The sequence below is a fragment of the Plantactinospora endophytica genome, from assembly GCF_016862915.1.
GTDB classification, from domain to species: Bacteria; Actinomycetota; Actinomycetes; order Mycobacteriales; family Micromonosporaceae; genus Plantactinospora; species Plantactinospora endophytica.
The window spans coordinates 95768-112838 of sequence record NZ_BONW01000042.1 but is presented as its reverse complement, the minus strand read 5'-3'; the positions used below and the strand labels follow the sequence as shown (position 1 = coordinate 112838).

Annotated in this window: 15 protein-coding genes and 1 pseudogene; 8 read left to right on the top strand and 8 right to left on the bottom strand. The window is 70.9% G+C overall.

Features of this window, described 5'->3' with window-relative positions:
• Nucleotides 1-68: 68 nt before the first annotated feature.
• The 4 genes and pseudogenes from Pen02_RS43110 to Pen02_RS35435 all read left to right on the top strand — a co-directional run.
• A pseudogene (locus tag Pen02_RS43110) lies at nt 69-185 on the top strand (hypothetical protein); the annotation flags it as partial.
• 30 nt (nt 186-215) lie between these two features.
• Nucleotides 216-1178, top strand: a complete 963-nt coding sequence (locus Pen02_RS35445; protein WP_239141824.1) for a WD40 repeat domain-containing protein — start codon at nt 216-218, stop codon at nt 1176-1178.
• Nucleotides 1179-1358: 180 nt separating this feature from the next.
• Nucleotides 1359-2204: an MOSC domain-containing protein gene (locus tag Pen02_RS35440; RefSeq protein WP_203870556.1), complete on the top strand. Its 846-nt coding sequence runs from the start codon at nt 1359-1361 to the stop codon at nt 2202-2204.
• 202 nt (nt 2205-2406) lie between these two features.
• A complete protein-coding gene (locus Pen02_RS35435) occupies nt 2407-2775 on the top strand; it encodes a group I truncated hemoglobin (protein WP_203870555.1) in 369 nt (122 codons plus the stop codon).
• A gap of 293 nt (nt 2776-3068) precedes the next feature.
• Here the strand turns inward: Pen02_RS35435 and Pen02_RS35430 are convergent, their stop codons facing one another.
• Complete coding sequence (locus Pen02_RS35430) at nt 3069-3539, bottom strand: GNAT family N-acetyltransferase (protein WP_203870554.1); 471 nt, start codon at nt 3537-3539, stop codon at nt 3069-3071.
• A 243-nt stretch (nt 3540-3782) separates the two neighbouring features.
• Between Pen02_RS35430 and Pen02_RS35425 the strand changes: the two genes are divergently transcribed.
• Nucleotides 3783-4676 (top strand): sulfotransferase domain-containing protein, encoded by an 894-nt coding sequence (locus tag Pen02_RS35425; RefSeq protein ID WP_203870553.1) that lies wholly within the window; start codon nt 3783-3785, stop codon nt 4674-4676.
• A 37-nt stretch (nt 4677-4713) separates the two neighbouring features.
• Here Pen02_RS35425 and Pen02_RS35420 read toward each other — a convergent pair whose 3' ends face one another.
• From Pen02_RS35420 to Pen02_RS35390, 7 genes are all read right to left on the bottom strand, one after another.
• Nucleotides 4714-5070 (bottom strand): STAS domain-containing protein, encoded by a 357-nt coding sequence (locus tag Pen02_RS35420; RefSeq protein WP_203870552.1) that lies wholly within the window; start codon nt 5068-5070, stop codon nt 4714-4716.
• Nucleotides 5067-6323, bottom strand: a complete 1257-nt coding sequence (locus Pen02_RS35415) for a PP2C family protein-serine/threonine phosphatase (RefSeq protein WP_203870551.1) — start codon at nt 6321-6323, stop codon at nt 5067-5069. Before Pen02_RS35415 ends, Pen02_RS35420 begins: the two co-directional genes overlap by 4 nt.
• Before the next feature lie 89 nt (nt 6324-6412).
• Complete coding sequence (locus Pen02_RS35410) at nt 6413-7042, bottom strand: response regulator (protein WP_203870550.1); 630 nt, start codon at nt 7040-7042, stop codon at nt 6413-6415.
• Nucleotides 7039-8334, bottom strand: coding sequence for a sensor histidine kinase (locus tag Pen02_RS35405; protein ID WP_239141822.1), 1296 nt, complete (start codon nt 8332-8334; stop codon nt 7039-7041). The genes Pen02_RS35410 and Pen02_RS35405 overlap by 4 nt, the downstream gene beginning before the upstream one ends.
• Nucleotides 8335-8337: 3 nt before the next feature.
• On the bottom strand, nt 8338-9078 hold the full coding sequence (locus Pen02_RS35400; protein ID WP_203870549.1) for an ABC transporter permease: 741 nt from the start codon (nt 9076-9078) through the stop codon (nt 8338-8340).
• 10 nt (nt 9079-9088) lie between these two features.
• Nucleotides 9089-9997 carry an ABC transporter ATP-binding protein gene (locus tag Pen02_RS35395; protein ID WP_203870548.1) on the bottom strand — a complete coding sequence of 303 codons (909 nt, stop codon included), beginning with the start codon at nt 9995-9997 and terminating at the stop codon, nt 9089-9091.
• A 287-nt stretch (nt 9998-10284) separates the two neighbouring features.
• Nucleotides 10285-13689: a glycosyl hydrolase family 95 catalytic domain-containing protein gene (locus tag Pen02_RS35390; protein ID WP_203870547.1), complete on the bottom strand. Its 3405-nt coding sequence runs from the start codon at nt 13687-13689 to the stop codon at nt 10285-10287.
• Nucleotides 13690-14032: 343 nt separating this feature from the next.
• Between Pen02_RS35390 and Pen02_RS35385 the strand changes: the two genes are divergently transcribed.
• Genes Pen02_RS35385 through Pen02_RS35375 form a run of 3 tightly spaced genes read left to right on the top strand, consistent with a single transcriptional unit; the run spans nt 14033 to nt 17051 of the window.
• A complete protein-coding gene (locus Pen02_RS35385; protein ID WP_275413648.1) occupies nt 14033-14863 on the top strand; it encodes a fumarylacetoacetate hydrolase family protein in 831 nt (276 codons plus the stop codon).
• On the top strand, nt 14860-16254 hold the full coding sequence (locus Pen02_RS35380) for an L-fuconate dehydratase (RefSeq protein ID WP_203870545.1): 1395 nt from the start codon (nt 14860-14862) through the stop codon (nt 16252-16254). Before Pen02_RS35385 ends, Pen02_RS35380 begins: the two co-directional genes overlap by 4 nt.
• Nucleotides 16251-17051, top strand: a complete 801-nt coding sequence (locus Pen02_RS35375) for an SDR family NAD(P)-dependent oxidoreductase (protein WP_203870544.1) — start codon at nt 16251-16253, stop codon at nt 17049-17051. Before Pen02_RS35380 ends, Pen02_RS35375 begins: the two co-directional genes overlap by 4 nt.
• Nucleotides 17052-17071 lie beyond the last annotated feature (20 nt).

Below are 17071 nucleotides of genomic sequence, written 5' to 3'. Positions count from 1 at the left end.
CCCTTGGTGAATCATCCGTCGCCGGGGGTACCCAACCGATGCCGTGACCCGGTTACGCTCCCTTGGTCATGGAGGAGTCGTGGCGGGCACTCGACGGCCACCGGGGCGCGGTGTGGTCGGTGGACTGGGTACGACGCTCGGATGGTCGGTTGTTGCTGGCGAGCGGCAGCTATGACGAGACGGTTCGGATCTGGGATGCCGACTCGTGGGAGTGCGTGGCGGTGCTCGCCGACCACGACCGCCCGGTGGCGTCCGTTCGATGGGTCGAGCCACCCGGCGGCGGGCTGCTGCTGGCGACGGGCGACGACGACGGCATCGTCCGGCTCTGGGATGCGGACACCTGGCAGTGCAGCCGGGTGCTCGTCGCCGGTGACGACTACCAGGGCCGCCCCTCGGGCATCCCGCTGCTCCGCCGGTTCAGGCGCCCACCAGCCCGTCTCAAGCGGATCCGGTCGGTGGCCTGGATAGCTGACCGGCCCGGGGCGTCGCTCCTGGTAACGGCCAGCTACGACCAAACGGTCCGGGTCTGGGATGCCGGCTCCTGGAGGTGTCGGCGGGTGCTGACCGGCCACTCGTTGTACGTGACGGCCGTGGCCGGCGCCAGGACGAACGATGGCCAAGTGCTGCTCGCAAGCGGCGCGTACGACCACACTGTGCGGATCTGGGATGTCGACTCGGGGGAGTGCCGTCAGGTCCTGCGGTGCGATGCGTCGGTGATCTCCCTGGCCTGGGCGACGCGCCCCGACGGGACGCTGCTGCTGGCCGCCGGCGCTGACCACGGCACGGTACGGATCTGGGATGCGCAAACCTGGGAGTGCCGGCACGTGCTCCGCGACGAACTCGACGGTACGCATCCGACCGATGTCGTCGTCCAGGCCTCGTCGCTGGACTGGATCGCATCCCCGGGAGCCGGTGCAGGGATGTTGCTGGCCGGTGCCAATCTGCTCGGCAACCGGGTGCACGTCTGGGACGGGGAGCGCGGCACGCTGCGCCGCGTCGTCGACCCGATCCGGGCCCTGGAGCGGCCCGCCAACTTCAGCTCGAACTATGTGATCGCCGTGGCGTGGGCCGATTCGACCGAACGCGACGGCGTGCTGCGGCTGGCGATCGGAGGCGGACCAGATTTGCGGCTGTCCGTATGGGACGTTCCGCTGGACCGACTCGCTGCCGACGCGTGAGCACGACGGGCTACCCCTCGGCCGGTGGGCCGTGCAGCACCAACAGAAGTCCCGCAGGCGCGTTTTCGTCGTAGTCGTCGTGCGGTGGGACGTCGCCGGTAACGGCATCGGGTCGGCCGGTGACGGCAACCGCCGACGCGACGTTACCCCCGTCACGCCACGTCGTGTCATCCTGACCGGATGCGAGTCACCTCGATATACACGTACCCGGTGAAGGGGTGTCACCGGATGGACCGCGCCACGGCCCGGGTCGAGCCGTGGGGCCTGGACGGCGACCGGCGCTGGCTGATCGTGGACGACCACGGGCTCGGCCTGTCCCAGCACCAGCACCGGGAGCTGGTGGCGATGAGGGCGGTGTCCCGGCCGGGTGGGCTGACCCTGGACGCCCCCGGGATGGCTCCGCTCGATCTGGCCGAACCGACCGACGGCGAGGCGATCGAGGTACAGGTCTACCGGGACCGGCCACTCTCACCGGTACGCGCCGCCGGCCCCGAGGCGGACGACTGGCTCAAGCGGCTGTTGGGGCGCAGCGCCCGGCTGGTCTGGCTCAGTGACCCCGCCCGCAACCTCGTTCCCTGGGAGGTTCCGGCCGGCGTCGGCGCCGAGGTGAGCTTCGCCGACGGTACGCCACTGCTGCTGGCCAACACCGCGTCGCTGGACGCGTTCAACGGCTGGCTGTTGGAGTCGGGCAGCACCGAGGGGCCGCTGCCGATCGTCCAGTTCCGTCCCAACGTGGTGATCAGCGGTGCCGCGCCCTGGGTCGAGGCCGACTGGGTCGCCCGGCGGGTCAGGATCGGCGGTGCGGTGTTCCAGGGTGCCGAAGAGTGTGTCCGCTGTGTGGTCGCGACGATCGACCAGGAGACCGGGGAGCGGGGCCGGGAGCCGCTGCGGACGCTCGCCGCACGGCGGAACATCGACCAGAAGCTCCGCTTCGGTCTCCAGATGACGGTACGCGCGGAATCGGGCGAAGCCGCCCCCGAGGGTCGTACGGTCAGCGTCGGTGACTCCGTGGAGCTGCTGGACTGAGCGGACGGCCTGCCCCGACGCGCTCGGCCGAGCCGAGCAGCTCGGGGAGGAATCATGCGAAGTCCTCACAACTCGCCCGGTGCGGGTGTGCGGCCCTCGTATCGCCGGTGTTGCCGAGCAACAACGACCGGGCAACGCACCGGGCCTACCGTCGCCCACGACGTAGACCCGTTGCATCGGCAGCACCTGAGACGGAGGCGCCATGAGCATCTACGACCGGATCGGCGGGGCGGAGTCCGTACGGGCCGCCGTCGAGGAGTTCTACTCGCGGGTACTGGCCGATCCGGAACTCAAGCCCTTCTTCGCGGGTGTGGAGCTCGATCGACTGAAGTCCCACCAGCGGGCGTTCATCGCCGCGGCGCTCGGCGGTCCGGAGATCTACGCCGGGCGGGACATGACTGCCGCGCACGCCGGACTGGACATCACCGACGGTGCCTTCGACGCCGTGGTGGCGCACCTCGCGGGTACCCTCGCGGACCTCGGTGTGTCGGGCGAGGACATCGCCGAGATCGCCACGGCACTGACGCCGCTGCGCTCGCAGGTCGTCTCCGTGCCCGAGTTGGCCAGCTGACAGCCACCGGCCCCCGGCGCCGCGTGCGGCCAGCGGACCCGGCGGCGGAGCCGGTCACCGGCGGCTACGGCCGGGGTCGTCCGCCGTGCCTCTGTGCCGGAGCGCCGGTCGGGTAGATGAGCGTGGGCAGCGGCCTGGGCAGTCGGGGCGTCGCGGTGACACCGCCGGACCGGCCCGCCGACAGGCAATGTCCTTCACCGGTACGACATCACGACCGGTGATCCGCCCAGTCGACACCGTAGCCGTCCCGTCCAGACGGGACAGGCTGACACCATCCGATGTGGAGTTGTCGCTCAGGCGTCGATCTCCGGGGACGTCGAATCCAGGGCCGGCTCCCGCACCATGAAGACGTCGACCGGATCCTCGGTCTCGACGGTGAACCCGTGCCGCTCGTAGAGCCGCCGGGCCGCGCTGCCGTGCAGCACGTTCAGGCGTACCAGGACGCCGGCGCGGTCGCACCGCTCCAACAGTCCACGCAGCACGGCTGCCCCGATGCCCCTGCCCTGGAAGCGCGGGGCGAGGTAGAAGTGTTCCAGCCAGTGCGCGTCCTCGGCCGAGCGCAGCGACACACAGCCGGCGAACTCGCCGCCGACCTCGATCACCGACGTGTGCTCGGGCACGAACCCCGCCCGCAGTCGCTGCCGTACCCGCTGCTCGTCGTACCGTCCGAGTCGCTCCAGGTCCGCCCGCAGCACCACGGCCCGCAGTTCGGCGATCGCCGGCACGTCCGTGGCCGTGGCCCGACGCGCCGCCCAGTCCGCCATGATCGAAAACTACCCCGGCGTACCTGTCCCGCTGTCGGCGGTCCACGGCTGGCGCGGGGACCGGCCCGAAGGCCGGCAATGCAGGTCGATATGTGAACGCGATGTTACCGATGTAACGTTGGCGGCCGGAGGAATGAGGTACCCCCACAGTGGCCGGCCGCCACCCGACCCGCACCACCTGAACAACTGCTCGACTGCCCAGCGGTGTATTCCCGACCGTCCAGGTAAGGAGAGGTTTAGGCGATGATGAGGCGTGCCCTGACATTCACCAAGCACCACACCCCCAACTCCGCGCGGGTGGTCGCGCGTCGGGTGATGTGTGCGGCTCGCAATGCCAAACTGCGGCTCGCGGTTCCGGTGGAAACGCGGAGTGAGTTCGAGAACGTCTTCCACTGCACGACACGCAAGACGGCCAGTCAATGGATCAAGTCCCTGTTGAGCGATCCCGTCGTCTACCGGCACTCCGGTCTACTGCCGTACGACCCGCGCCCCTACCGGTGGCGCTATCCGCAGCCCCTGCCGCGTGACCGTGCGGTCTCGACCCTCTTCGTCTCCTACAAGGGTTTCATGAACATCCCGAAGCCCGACCGCTACCGGGCCGTCTTCATCCTCCGCGACCCGCGCGACATCGTCGTCTCCGGTTACTTCTCCTACCGGAGTTCACACACCGCGATGGGCGACGTGCCGCAGGTGCGCAGCGTGCTGCGGGAGAAGTCGGTCAAGGACGGGCTGCTGCACGTCATCGACCATCTCGAAGGCAGAGGCACCTTCCGGACCCTCCGGTCCTGGGCGACCGCTCCGAACACGGACGCCATCCGCCTGTTCCGCTACGAGGACCTGACCGGGGAACGGCAGGCGGAGGAGGTGGACCAAATGATGCGGCACTGCGGGATATCCATTCCGCCAGCCGAGCTGACCGCCCTGCTCTCCCGGTACAGTTTCTCGAAGATGCGCGGTGGCGGGGAGGGAGCCGGATCGGTCTCCCATTACCGGAAAGGCGCGGCCGGCGACTGGCGCAACCACTTCGACGACGACATCCACGAGGTCTTCACCGCGACGACCGGCGACCTCGTCGAACTGCTGGGCTATCCCGCACGCGATCCGTCTCCCGCCGCCGCCCGCACACCCGACTCCTGACCGCCCACCGCAGGGCACGGCACAGGTGTCGCTCGGGTCAACGGAACGCGCGGACCGCGTCCTCGACGGTCGGCTCCAGGTGCAGGAGTCGGTCGAGGTTCGTCGCGCCGAGGACCAGTTGGACGGGTGGTGGTACCCGGGCCAGCCGCAGGGCGCCGCCACGGGCGGTGGTGAGCCGGTGCAGTTCGAGGAAGAGTCCCAGACCTCCGGAGTCGCAGAACGAGACGTCGCCCAGGTCGATGACGAGCCGGCTACCGCCGTCGCGCAGCGCCAGATCCGCGGCCTCCCGGAGGATGTCCCGACTGTCGTGGTCGATCTCGCCCACCGCCGCCAGGACCGGAACCGACCCCGTCGTGTCGGCGCGGCTGACCGTCAGGATCTCGTCGTCTGTCATGAACGTCCCTCGTCGTCGCGGATCACCTGGCGGGCCCCCGGCACCGTTCGGTGCGATGCCGTGGCAGACCATTCCACCAGCATCAGCGTGGCGTCGTCCGCGGGAGGCCCGCCCTGGTGGGCGGTGACCGTGTGGGCGAGGCGCCGGAGCGTCTCCGGGGCGGGCAGGCCGGAGCCGGCGTGGCGTTCGGTCAGGTCGACCAGCCGGTCCACCCCGAACCGTTCACCGCCGTCCGCGCGTGCCTCGGTGACGCCGTCGGTGTAGAGCAGCAACCGGTCGCCGGGTTCGAGTGACTCCTCCGCGACCTCCACCGACGGGTCGTCGACGCCCAGCGGCATCCGGCGACCGTCGGACAGTTGCCGCACCAGCCGCCCGCCGCGCAGCAGCAGCGGTGCCGGATGGCCGGCGTTGACGTAGCGGAGTCGTCCCGTCTCCAGATCGAGTTCGGCGAGGACCGCGGTGGCGAACCGGGCGTCCTGGAACTGGTCGAGCAGCGCGGCGTCGGCGGCCCGGGCCTGGTCGTACAGGCCTCGACCGGCCCGGCGGGTGGCCCGGATCGCCGCCAGGGCGACCGCGCAGGCCAACCCCGCGCCCAAGCCCCGACCCATCGCGTCCAGCACCAGCAGACAGGCGCCGGTGTTCTCGAGTACGTAGTCGAAGCCGTCACCGCCGACGTCGTAGCAGGGTTGCAGGATCGCCGTCACCACCGCCGCCTCGGTGCTCGACGTCAACGGTGGCAGTTGTCGCCACAGCAGCTCGGCGGCGACCGACATCGGCCGGGTACGACGTAGCTGCTCGATGCCGTCGCCACCCGTCATGATCGTCCCGAGCAGATGGCCCACCAGGCCGGCCAGCAGCTCGCACCGGGTTACGAAGTCGCGGCCCTGCCCGTCCGTCCCGTCGACCGGGGTGAACTCGATCAGCCCGAACCGTTCGGTGCCGTTCACCACCGGCACCCACCACCGGCCGGCCTGGGTACCGCTGCCGCCGACGTACAGGGACACCACGGACGCGAACGCCCGGCCCGGCAGCGAACCGTCCACGGGTATCGGCCCGGGCGTCTCCCGGCCCGCCACGGGCATGGCATGCAGCGAGGTCTGCTCGTAGTCGATCAACCAGATCGTGGGGCGCAGCCCCAGCGGACCCGCCGCCTCGGCCACCAACGCCGCCAGCCCGCTCGGCGTCACCAGATGGGCCCGGTCGAGGAGCGTCCGGAGCGCCTGGCACCAGCCAACGTCGACGACCGTGTCCATGGCGGTCAAGATATCCCGGGACCATCCTGACGCGCGCGTTTTCCGGCCCCGCACGCTGGACCTACGCCCTCGGACCGGCCCGCCGGGTGTCAGCCTCGCGGGGTCAGGTAGCCACGGGAGAAGGCGGTCGCCACGGCGGCGGCCCGGTCGTTGACGCCGAGTTTCGCGTACACGTGCAGCAGGTGGGTCTTGACCGTCGCCTCGCTGATGAAGAGCTGCCTGGCGGCCTCGCGGTTGGTCGAGCCCTGGGCGATCAGCTCCAGCACCTCCAGCTCACGCTGGGACAGCGGCTCCGAGGCCGGCTGGCGGATCTGACCCATCAGCCGGGTCGCGACGGCGGGGGAGAGGACCGCCTGTCCGCGCGCGGCGGCCTCGACCGCCCGGAAAAGCTCGTCCCTCGGCGCGTCCTTGAGCAGGTACCCGGTGGCGCCGGCCTCGATCGCCGGCAGCACGTCGCTGTCGGTGTCGTACGTGGTGAGCACCAGGATCCGGGCCGGCACGCCACGGCTGGCCAGTTCCTTGATCGCGGTGACCCCGTCGGTCCTCGGCATCCGCAGGTCCATCAGGATCACGTCGGGCCGGAGCCGCTCCCCGGCGGCGATGGCCTCGGCGCCGTCACCGGCCTCGCCGAGCACCTCGAACCGGGGGTCGGCGCTGAACATGCCCCGCAAACCGTCCCGCACCACCGGATGGTCGTCGACGATCAGCAGCGAGATCAATCCGCACCTCCGGCGGGGATGGCCGGCACTGCCGCCGAGATCGCCGTACCGCCACCCGGCTCGGACTCGATGTCCAACCGGCCGGCGAGCCGTTGCACCCGCTGCCGCATCCCGGCGAGCCCGAACCCGCCGTTCGTCGAGCCGTTGGCCCGCCTGGCACCGGGCTCGAACCCGACCCCGTCGTCCCGTACGTCGAGCGTCACCAGATCCTCCATGTAGGACAGTGTCAGGCCGACCCGGCTGGCTCGGGCGTGCTTCGCCACGTTGGCGAGCGCCTCCTGCGCGGTACGCAGCAGTGCCACCTCGACGTCGGCGTGCATCGGTCGGGCGTCGCCGGTGGTGGTCAACACCGTCTCGACGTGGTGCACCTCCGCCCAGCGCCGGGCCACGTCGTTGATCGCGTCCGGGAGCCGGGCCTCGGCGAGCACCGCCGGCTCCACCGCGTGCACCGTCCGACGGGCCTCGGTGAGGCTCTCCCGGGCCAGGTTCATCGCGTTCGTCACGTGCCGGCGGGACGCCGACGGATCGTCGGCCTGCTCGGCGGCCAGGATCTGCTCGGCGGCCTGGAGCTGGGTGAGGATGCCGGCCAGCCCCTGGGCGAGGGTGTCGTGGATGTCCCGGGCGATCCGCTGCCGCTCGTCGAGCACCCCGGCCTCGCGGGCCTGGACCAGCAGTTGGGCGTGCAGGCCGGCGTTCTCCTCCAGCGCTGCCTCCAGTTTGGCGTTCGCCTCGTGCAACTCGGCGAGCGCCTGCTTCTGCTTCAGGTTGCGCTGGTCGGACAGGACCGCGAAGTAGAAGAACGCCTCGGCCAGTACGATGCTGATCATGCTGACGGCGATCCACTCCCGCCACGCCCCGTCGACGATGTTGGCGGCTCCACCCAGGTAACCGACCGCCGAGATCGTCGCCGTGACGGCGACGCCGACGTAACGCCAGCGGCCGACCAGGTATTGGATCGCCTGGGGGTAGCCGACGAAGGTGAACAGGGTGAAGAACGGCGCGACCGCCACCAGGCCGGCGGCCAGCACCATCAGGCCCGCGTAGTACAGGCCCATCAGCGGGGCGTTCTCGTGCCATTCGGGGTGCAGGGTGTGGAAGAAGAGCAACCAGAGCGTGGCCGTGAGGATCAGCCCGAGGACGGTCGGGACGTGCAGCGGCATGTCCCAGGTCGGCTGCAACAGCGTGAGCAGGCTGCTGGCCGCCAGCAGCAGGTACGGCAGCGCCTTGAGAGTGGTGGTCTCCCTGCGTTCCCAGCGGTCGAACTCGGCCCGCAGCTCCGCCTCGATGCTCACGACCTACTCCCAGCGGAAGTACCGGGCGGCCAACCCGCCGGCCACGACCGTCCACGCCAGCATCACCGCCAGGTGCAGCAGTTGCGGCCAGTGACCGGCCGTGGCGTCCTGCAATGATTGCACGCCCGCGCCGAGCGGGGTCAGGTCACTGATCGTCCGCAGCACGTCGTTCATGCTGTCGCGTGGAATCCACAGGCCGGCGAAGAAGACGATCGGGAAGAAGAGCACGGTCCCGATCGCGCCGGCGCTCTTGCCGGTCGGTGCGAGTGCGGCGACCAGCAGACCGATCGCGAACATCGCCAGCGCGGCCAGCACGTAGCCCAGCAGGTACGCCGGCAACTGCCGAGGCAGCCGTACGTCGAACGCCAGCCGGCCGACGGCCAGTACGACCGCCATGGTGAGCACGGACAGGATCGTGGACATCAGCAGTTGCGCACCCAGCATCATCGCCGGCCGCACCGGAGTGGTCCGCATGCGTCGCAGTACGCCCTTCTCCCGGTAGGTGGCGAAGAGCTGGGACAGACTGTTCAGGGCGAACAGGGCGAGGCTCATCGCGACGACGATCGGGACGTACAGGTCGATCACCCGCAGGCCGCCGAGGGACTGGTCGGGTTCCCGGAACGACGGGATCGCCCCGAAGACGACGAGCAGGATCGGCGGGAACGCGAGGGCGAAGAACACGATCATCGGTTCGCGGAAGAACAGCCGGGTTTCGGTGACGGTGAGCCGGGACAGCGCGGACACGATGGTCTCCTCAGGCTTCGAAGGGGCGGCCGGTGAGCGCGACGAAGGCGTCCTCCAGCGAGGTCTGTTCGATCCGCAGGTCGGCGGCGACGACCTGGTTGCGGGCCAGCACGGTGGTCACCGCGAGCAGCAGGTTTCCGGTACCGGTCACCACGAGCTGGCTGCCGGCCCGCTCTACCGCCGTGACCTCGGGCAGCGCGGTCAGCACGGCGTGGTCCAGCGGCGCCGACGGCCGGAACCGGATGCGCTGCCGCTCGTCGACCCTCGCCACCAGCCCGGCCGGGGAGTCGAGCGCGACGAGCCGACCCGAGTCGATCACGGCGAGCCGGTCGCAGAGCCGTTCCGCCTCCTCCATGAAGTGCGTGACCAGCAGAATCGTCACGCCCCGGTCGCGAACGTCCTCGATCAGGTCCCAGGTGTCGCGGCGGGCCTGCGGGTCGAGGCCGGTGGTCAGCTCGTCGAGTACCGCCACCTTCGGGTTGCCGACCAGCGCGAGCGCGATCGACAGCCGCTGTTTCTGCCCGCCGGACAAGCGTCGGAACTGGGTGTCGAGCTTGCCGGTGAGCCGCAGGGTGTCGACCAGGTCCCGCCAGTCGGCCGGGCCGCGGTAGAAGGAGCTGAACAGCTCCATCGCCTCGCCGACCCGGAGTTTGTCGGGCAGCTCGCTCTCCTGCAACTGCGCGCCGAGCAGTTGTCGCAGCTCGCCGGTGTCGTGTTGCGGGTCGATGCCGCCGACCCGGATGGTGCCGCCGTCCGGGGTCCGCAACCCCTCGACGCACTCGACCGTCGTGGTCTTGCCGGCCCCGTTCGGGCCCAGGATGCCGAAGATCTCGCCCGGCTCGACGGCGAAGCTCACCCCGTCCACCACGGTGTGTCCGCCGTACCGCTTGACCAGGCCGTCCACCTCGATGATTGCCATACCGGAAGCCTGCCGTCCGCCGCCCGGCGTCGAATCGACCAGGTGGCTCCGGCCGGCGCGGGCCGGGGTGGGTACGCCGATCAACCGATCGGTGGATGCCTGCCGGAACTTCCTCGGCGCCGGACCGGCTGCCCCGCCGCTGCGTCGAACGGTGGGCTCCGGGGGCGGTACCTCCGCATCCGCCGCCAAGGGGTGAGGATCGCTGCGGAAATGGCGCCGCCCGGCGGGCGACCGGTGAGGGTCGGCCCGCCGGGCGGCGGAGGGGGAAGAGAGGAACGTCTGACGGGTCAGCCGAAGGCGCGGGCCTGCCAGGTGGTGACCTGGTCGGCGGGAAGCGCCTCCGGAAGGATGGCCATCCGGTCGACCTCGCCGGTCAGCCGCTGGCCGCCGCCCTGGTCGGCGGCGAACCGCAGTTCCCGGGTGGCGCAGCCGACGATGCCGCCGTCCGGCACCTTGGCGGTGCCGGCCTGCTGGCCGTCGACGTAGACGACGATGTTGCCGTCGTCGTCCATCGTGATCACCAGGTCGATCCACCGGCCGGTCGGCACGGTGGCGTTGCTGGTGGTGCCGGTGCCGGAGCCGATGAACCGGACCTGGTTGCTCGGGGTCAGGTCGATCAGGATGCCGTCGGTACCGGGGTCGCCGCCGGGCTGGAAGTCGAACAGTCGCCGGTAGCTGCCGCTGGTGGTCACCTTGACCTCGGCCGCGAACGTCGCCTTCTCGACGTACCCGAGAGTGGTCGGCGCGGTGGTACGCAGGAACCGGTTGCCGTCCAGCACCAGCGCGCTGCCGGTCGGCCCGGCCGCGACGTACGCGCCGCCGGTCTGCACCGTCGCGGTCCGCCCGTTCGGCGAGCGGTCGGCCACCGTGTCACCGGAGACCGGGTCCCAGGCCACCAACGGCACCCCCGGAGCCGGCCGGGCGCACGGCGGCGGCACCGGCAGTGCGATCGACGTACTCGCGGTGGCCCGCCACTTGTCGGAGGTCAGCCGCGCCTCGACCCGGTTCGGTCCCGCTGCGGCCTCCCGGCTCGGCGTGACGGTGAACCGGTAGGTCTGCGAGTCGCCCGGCCACAGCTTGGGCACCTGGACCTGACCGGGCCGGACCTCCCAGCCCGCCGGCAGCGCCAGCTTCAGCGCCGACGGCGCCACCTTCTTGTCACCGAGCGCCGAGACGGTCACCGAGACCGTTCCGGCCTGGTCGGTGTCCAGCGTCGCCGGAGCGTCGATGGCGAAGCCGACCTGGGCGGTGGCGACGTACCGGTGGCCGGCGCGGGCGTCGAACGTCAGCCGGTCACCCTTCGCCTTCGCGTTGACCTTCTTGCCGGTACGCGCGTCGACCAGCTCGTACGGCCCGGCGAAGAGCGGACTCCGCACCGTCACCTCGCCGGTCTTGTCGGCGGTCAGCGCGATCTCGGTGGCGGCCCCGGCCGACCACTTCGTGTCGACGGTGAACCCGCCCCGGGCACGCAGCCCGCTGACCGCGCCGTCCTTCCACGCGCTCGGCAGCGCCGGCAGCACGTGTACGTCACCGCTCTGGCTCTGCAACAGCATCTCGGCGATCCCGGCGGTCGCGCCGAAGTTGCCGTCGATCTGGAACGGCGGGTGGGTGTCCCAGAGGTTCGCCAGGGTGCTCTGCCGAAGCTGCTCGACGAGCATCTTGTGCGCGTGGTTCCCGTCCAGCAGCCGGGACCAGAAGTTGATCTTCCATGCCTTGCTCCAGCCCGTACCGCCGTCGCCGCGCGCGGTCAGCGAGACGTTGGCGGCGGCGGCCAGCTCCGGGTCGTCCAGCGCGGTGATCTGCGCGCCCGGGTGCAGGGCGAACAGGTGCGAGACGTGCCGGTGCTGGTCGTTCGGGTTGTCCAGGTCTTCCTTCCACTCCTGGAGCTGACCCCAGGAGCCGACCCGCAGGCCCGGGTCGAGCTTGGCCAGCGCGTCGCGCAGCTCGCCGCGGAACCCGTTGTCCCCGCCGACGATCCCGGCCGCCTCGATGGTGTTGGTGAACAGCTCCCAGACGATCTGCTGGGACATCGACGCACCGGCGGTGAACTCGCCGTTCTCCGGCGAGTAGCTCGGCGAGACCACCAGTTTGCCGTCACGCGGGTCGACCACCAGCTCGTCCAGCCAGAACAGCGCCAGCTCCTTCATCAGCGGGTACGCCCGCTGGCGGAGGAACCTGTCGTCCTTGGTGAACCGGTAGTGCTCGTAGTAGTGCTGGGCCAGCCAGGCGCCCGCCTCCGGGAACCAGAACGACTGCGGGTAGTTGTGCAGGCCGGTGAAGCCGTACGGGTTGGTCTCGTTGTTCACCACCCAGCCCCGGTTGCCGTACACCTGCTGCGCGGTGACCTTGCCGGGCGGCACCATCGCGTCGACGTAGTCGAAGAACGGGGCGGTGGTCTCGGACAGGTTCGTCGTCTCCGCCGGCCAGTAGTTCATCTGGAGGTTGATGTTGACGTGGTAGTCGGCGTCCCAGGGCGGGTTGGTGACGTTGTTCCAGACGCCCTGGAGGTTCGCCGGCAGCGAGCCGGCCCGGGAGGAGGCGATCAGCAGGTAGCGGCCGTACTGGAAGAAGAGTGCCTCCAGCGCGCGGTCCGCCGCCGAGGCCCCGCCCCGGTACTGCCGCAGCAGCTCGTCGGTCGGGATGGCCGGCATGGTCTGGCCGATGTCCAGGCGTACCCGGTCGAAGAGCGCCCGGTGGTCGGCGGTGTGCGCGGCGAGCAGCGCGGCGTAGGACTTCCTGGCCGCCGCGTCGACCGTCGCGGTGACCTTGGCGTGCGGGTCGGCTCCCCGGTACGTCGGGTACGTGCCCGCGTAGTCGGTGCCGGCCCCCAGCAGCACCGTGGCGGAGTTCGCCCCGGCCACCGTGACCGTGCCGTCGGTGCCGTCGGCGACCGTACCGCCGTCGGCGCTGACCTGGATCTGCGACTCGTACTTCAGCTTGTTGTCGTTCAGGGTGCCGGCGAAGGTGATCCGGCCGCCGCTGGCGGTGGCGCTCTTCGAGCGGTTGTTCGGTGCGGTCACCCCGGTGGTGAAGCCGATCTTGCCGGGTTGGTCGGCGCTGAGCCGCACCACCAGCACGCCGTCCGGCTGGCTGGCGAAGTACTCCCGGGTGTAGTGCACCCCGTCGTCGGTGTAGGAGACCTTGGCGACCGCCTGGCCGATGTTCAGCTCGCGGCGGTAGTCGGTGACGGTGCCCGGGTCCTCGGTCAGCCGCAGCGACAGGTCCCCGAACGTGTTGTACGACCCGAAGCCGCTCTTCGGCTGGCCGAGCCGGCTCGCCACCTCCTGCGGGCTGAGTCGGCCCCGCTCGTTGATCAGGCGCTGCACCTCTTCGATCGCGCCGGGGCGGGGCGAGGTCCAGTTGCCGAAGTTGTAGCCGCCGGCCGAGCCGGGGCCGCCGGTCCAGAGGGTCTTCTCGTTGAACTGCACGGTCTCGGCGGCGACGCGGCCGAAGACCATGCCGCCGAGTGCACCGTTGCCGATCGGCAGCGCCTGGGTCTCCCAGTCGGCGGCCGGTTCGTCGTACCAGAGGGTAAGCGCGTCCTCGGCGGACGCGGCAGCTCCCGACGTGTGGTCGGGGGCGGCGGAGGCGGGGGTGGTGGTGGACCAGGCCGGCACGAACGCGGTCAGCGCGGCCACCAGTGCGGCAGCCGTCCACCGACGCGGCACGGGCCGCCGGTTAGGGTCATCCATGAATGTCTCCGGGTCGTCCAGATGGGCCGGGGGAGAACTTTTGGCGGTACGGACGTCGCGGCCACGACCACGCGTCCGGCACGCATCCGATGTTTGGCGATGAGGTTACAAAGGTCACCCGGCAGAAACAAGAGAGGATCTTGGGCCGGGTTACCTGGTCACCGGCATATTGCCCGGTAGGCTCCTTGTTCCGTCCGCTGTCGGGAGTGGCCTGACGGGGGTACCGGTTGACCCGCGATTACCGCCCCGGGCTTGTGTCCTGACGAGCCCACCTGATAGACATCGGATGTATTGCTGACGGGTTACGACGGAAGTCTGGGGGCGACGGGTGAGGCTGTTGCGGGTGGGCGCACCGGGGCAGGAGACCCCGGCGCTGCTGGACGAGGCCGGGCGGTTACGCGACCTCGGTGGAGTGGTAGATGACCTGGACGGATCGTTCCTGGCCGACGGCGGCATCGAGCGGCTGGCCGGGATCGACGTCGAGGGACTGCCGGTCCTTCCCGACGACGTACGGGTCGGGCCACCGCTGCGGCCGGGAAAAATCATCTGCATCGGCCTGAACTACCGGGACCACGCCGCCGAGACCGGCGCCCCGCTGCCGACCGAGCCGGTGGTCTTCATGAAGGCCCCGGACACCGTGATCGGCCCGGACGACGAGGTGCTGGTGCCGCGCGGCAGCACCAAGACCGACTGGGAGGTCGAACTGGCCGTGGTGATCGGGCGGACCGCCCGCTACCTGGCCAGCCCCGAAGAGGCGCTCGGCTGCGTCGCCGGCTACGCCGTCTCGCACGACGTCTCCGAGCGGGAGTTCCAGCTCGAACGCGGCGGCCAGTGGGACAAGGGCAAGAACTGCGAGACCTTCAACCCGCTCGGCCCGTGGCTGGTCACCGCCGACGAGGTGGCCGACCCGCAGGACCTCGGGCTGCGGCTGCGGGTCAACGGCGTGCTGAAGCAGGACGGCAACACCAAGGACATGGTCTTCCCGGTGGCCGAGATCGTGCACTACCTGAGCCAGTTCCTGGTGCTGCACCCCGGCGACGTCATCAACACCGGCACCCCGGCCGGCGTCGCGCTCGGCCAACCCGAGCCGAAGCCGTACCTGCGCGCCGGTGACGTCGTCGAACTCGAAATCGACGGGCTGGGACGGCAGCGCCAGACGATGGGGCAGGCATGATCTTCACCGGACTGGACATCGCCGACATCCGCTTCCCGACCTCCCGGGAACTCGACGGCTCCGACGCGATGAACCCCGACCCCGACTACTCGGCCGCGTACGTGCTGATCCGCACCGACGCCGGGGACGGGCACGAGGGGCACGGCTTCGCCTTCACCATCGGGCGGGGCAACGACGTACAGGCGGCGGCGATCGCGTCGCTGCGGCCGTACCTGGTCGGTCGCTCGGTCGAGGCGGTCCTGGCCGACCTCGGCGGCTTCTGGCGCGAGCTGGTGCACGACTCGCAGCTCCGCTGGCTCGGCCCGGAGAAGGGCGTCATGCACATGGCGATCGCCGCCGTGGTCAACGCGCTCTGGGACCTGCGGGCCAAGCGGGCCGGGCTGCCGCTCTGGCGACTGCTGGCCCGGATGAGCCCGGAGGAACTGGTCGACCTGGTCGACTTCCGCTACCTCAGCGACGCGCTCACCCGGGACGAGGCTCTCCAGATCCTCCGCGACGCCCGCCCCGGCTGGGCCGAGCGCGAGGAACACCTGCTGAGCGAGGGCTTCCCCGCCTACACCACCTCGCCCGGCTGGCTCGGCTACGACGACGAGAAGCTGCGCCGGCTCTGCAAGGAGGCGCTGGCCGACGGCTTCACCCAGATCAAGCTGAAGGTCGGCGCCGACCTCGCCGACGACATCCGGCGGATGGGCATCGCCCGACAGACCTGCGGACCGGACATCCGGATCGCGGTCGACGCCAACCAGCGCTGGGACGTGCCGCAGGCCATCTCCTGGGTACGCGAGCTGGCGCCGTTCGACCCGTACTGGATCGAGGAGCCGACCAGCCCGGACGACGTCGTCGGGCACGCCACCATCGCCCGGGAACTCGCCCCGGTCCGGATTGCCACCGGCGAACACGTCGCCAACCGGGTCGTCTTCAAGCAGCTCCTCCAGCTCGACGCGATCTCCTACGTGCAGATCGACGCCAGCCGGGTCGCCGGGGTCAACGAGAACATCGCGATCCTGCTGCTGGCGGCGAAGTTCGGCGTACCGGTCTGCCCGCACGCGGGCGGCGTCGGGCTCTGCGAACTCGTCCAGCACCTGTCGATGTTCGACTACGTCGCCGTCTCCGGCTCGATGCAGGACCGGGTCATCGAGTACGTCGACCACCTGCACGAGCACTTCGTCGACCCGGTGGTGATCCGCAAGGGCCGGTACGTCGCACCGACCGCACCCGGCTTCAGCGCCACCATGCGCCCGGAGACCCTGACCGAGTACGCCTACCCGGACGGCCCGGTCTGGGCGGCCCCGGCGACGGCCGAGGCGGGGGCCACGGCCAACGGGGCGACGACTCCGCCGACCGGCGCGCCCGGGGTGGAAACCCCGCCGGCCGAGGTGGCGGTGCCGTGACCAGCGAGAACGTCCCCGGTGACGGGGGAGGCGCCGGCCGGGGCGAGTTCGCCGGGCTGACGGCGGTGGTGACCGGTGGCGCCTCCGGGATCGGACTGGCCACCGCCACCCTGCTGGCGGCCCGAGGTGCCCGGGTCGCCTGCCTGGACCTGAACCCGGGCGGTGTTCCCGAACCACTGCTCGGGATCAGCGCCGACGTCTCCGACGACGCCTCGGTACGCGTCGGGGTCGCCGCCGCGGCCCGGGCGCTCGGCGGCATCGACGTACTCGTCAACAACGCCGGGATCGGCGCGCAGGGCACCGTCGAGACCAACCCGGACGACGAGTGGCACCGGGTACTCGACGTGAACGTGGTCGGCATGGTCCGGGTGACCCGGGCCGCGCTGCCGTACCTGCGCCGCTCGGCGTCCGCCGCGATCGTCAACACCTGCTCGATCGCGGCCTGGGCCGGACTGCCCAACCGGGCGCTCTACAGCGCCAGCAAGGGGGCCGTGCAGTCGCTGACCCTGGCGATGGCGGCCGACCACGTCCGGGAGGGGATCCGGGTCAACTGCGTCAACCCCGGCACCGTGGACACCCCCTGGGTACGCCGACTCCTCGGCGCCGCCGACGATCCGGCGGCGGAACTCGCCGCGCTACAGGCCCGCCAGCCCACCGGCCGGCTGGTCGGCGCGGACGAGGTGGCGGCGGCGATCGCCTACCTGGCCAGCCCGCTGTCCGGGGCGACCACCGGCACGGTGCTCGGCGTGGACGGCGGCATGCACGGACTACGACTACGCCCCGCCCCGCCGAGCTGAGGCCGACAGCTCGGCGGGCG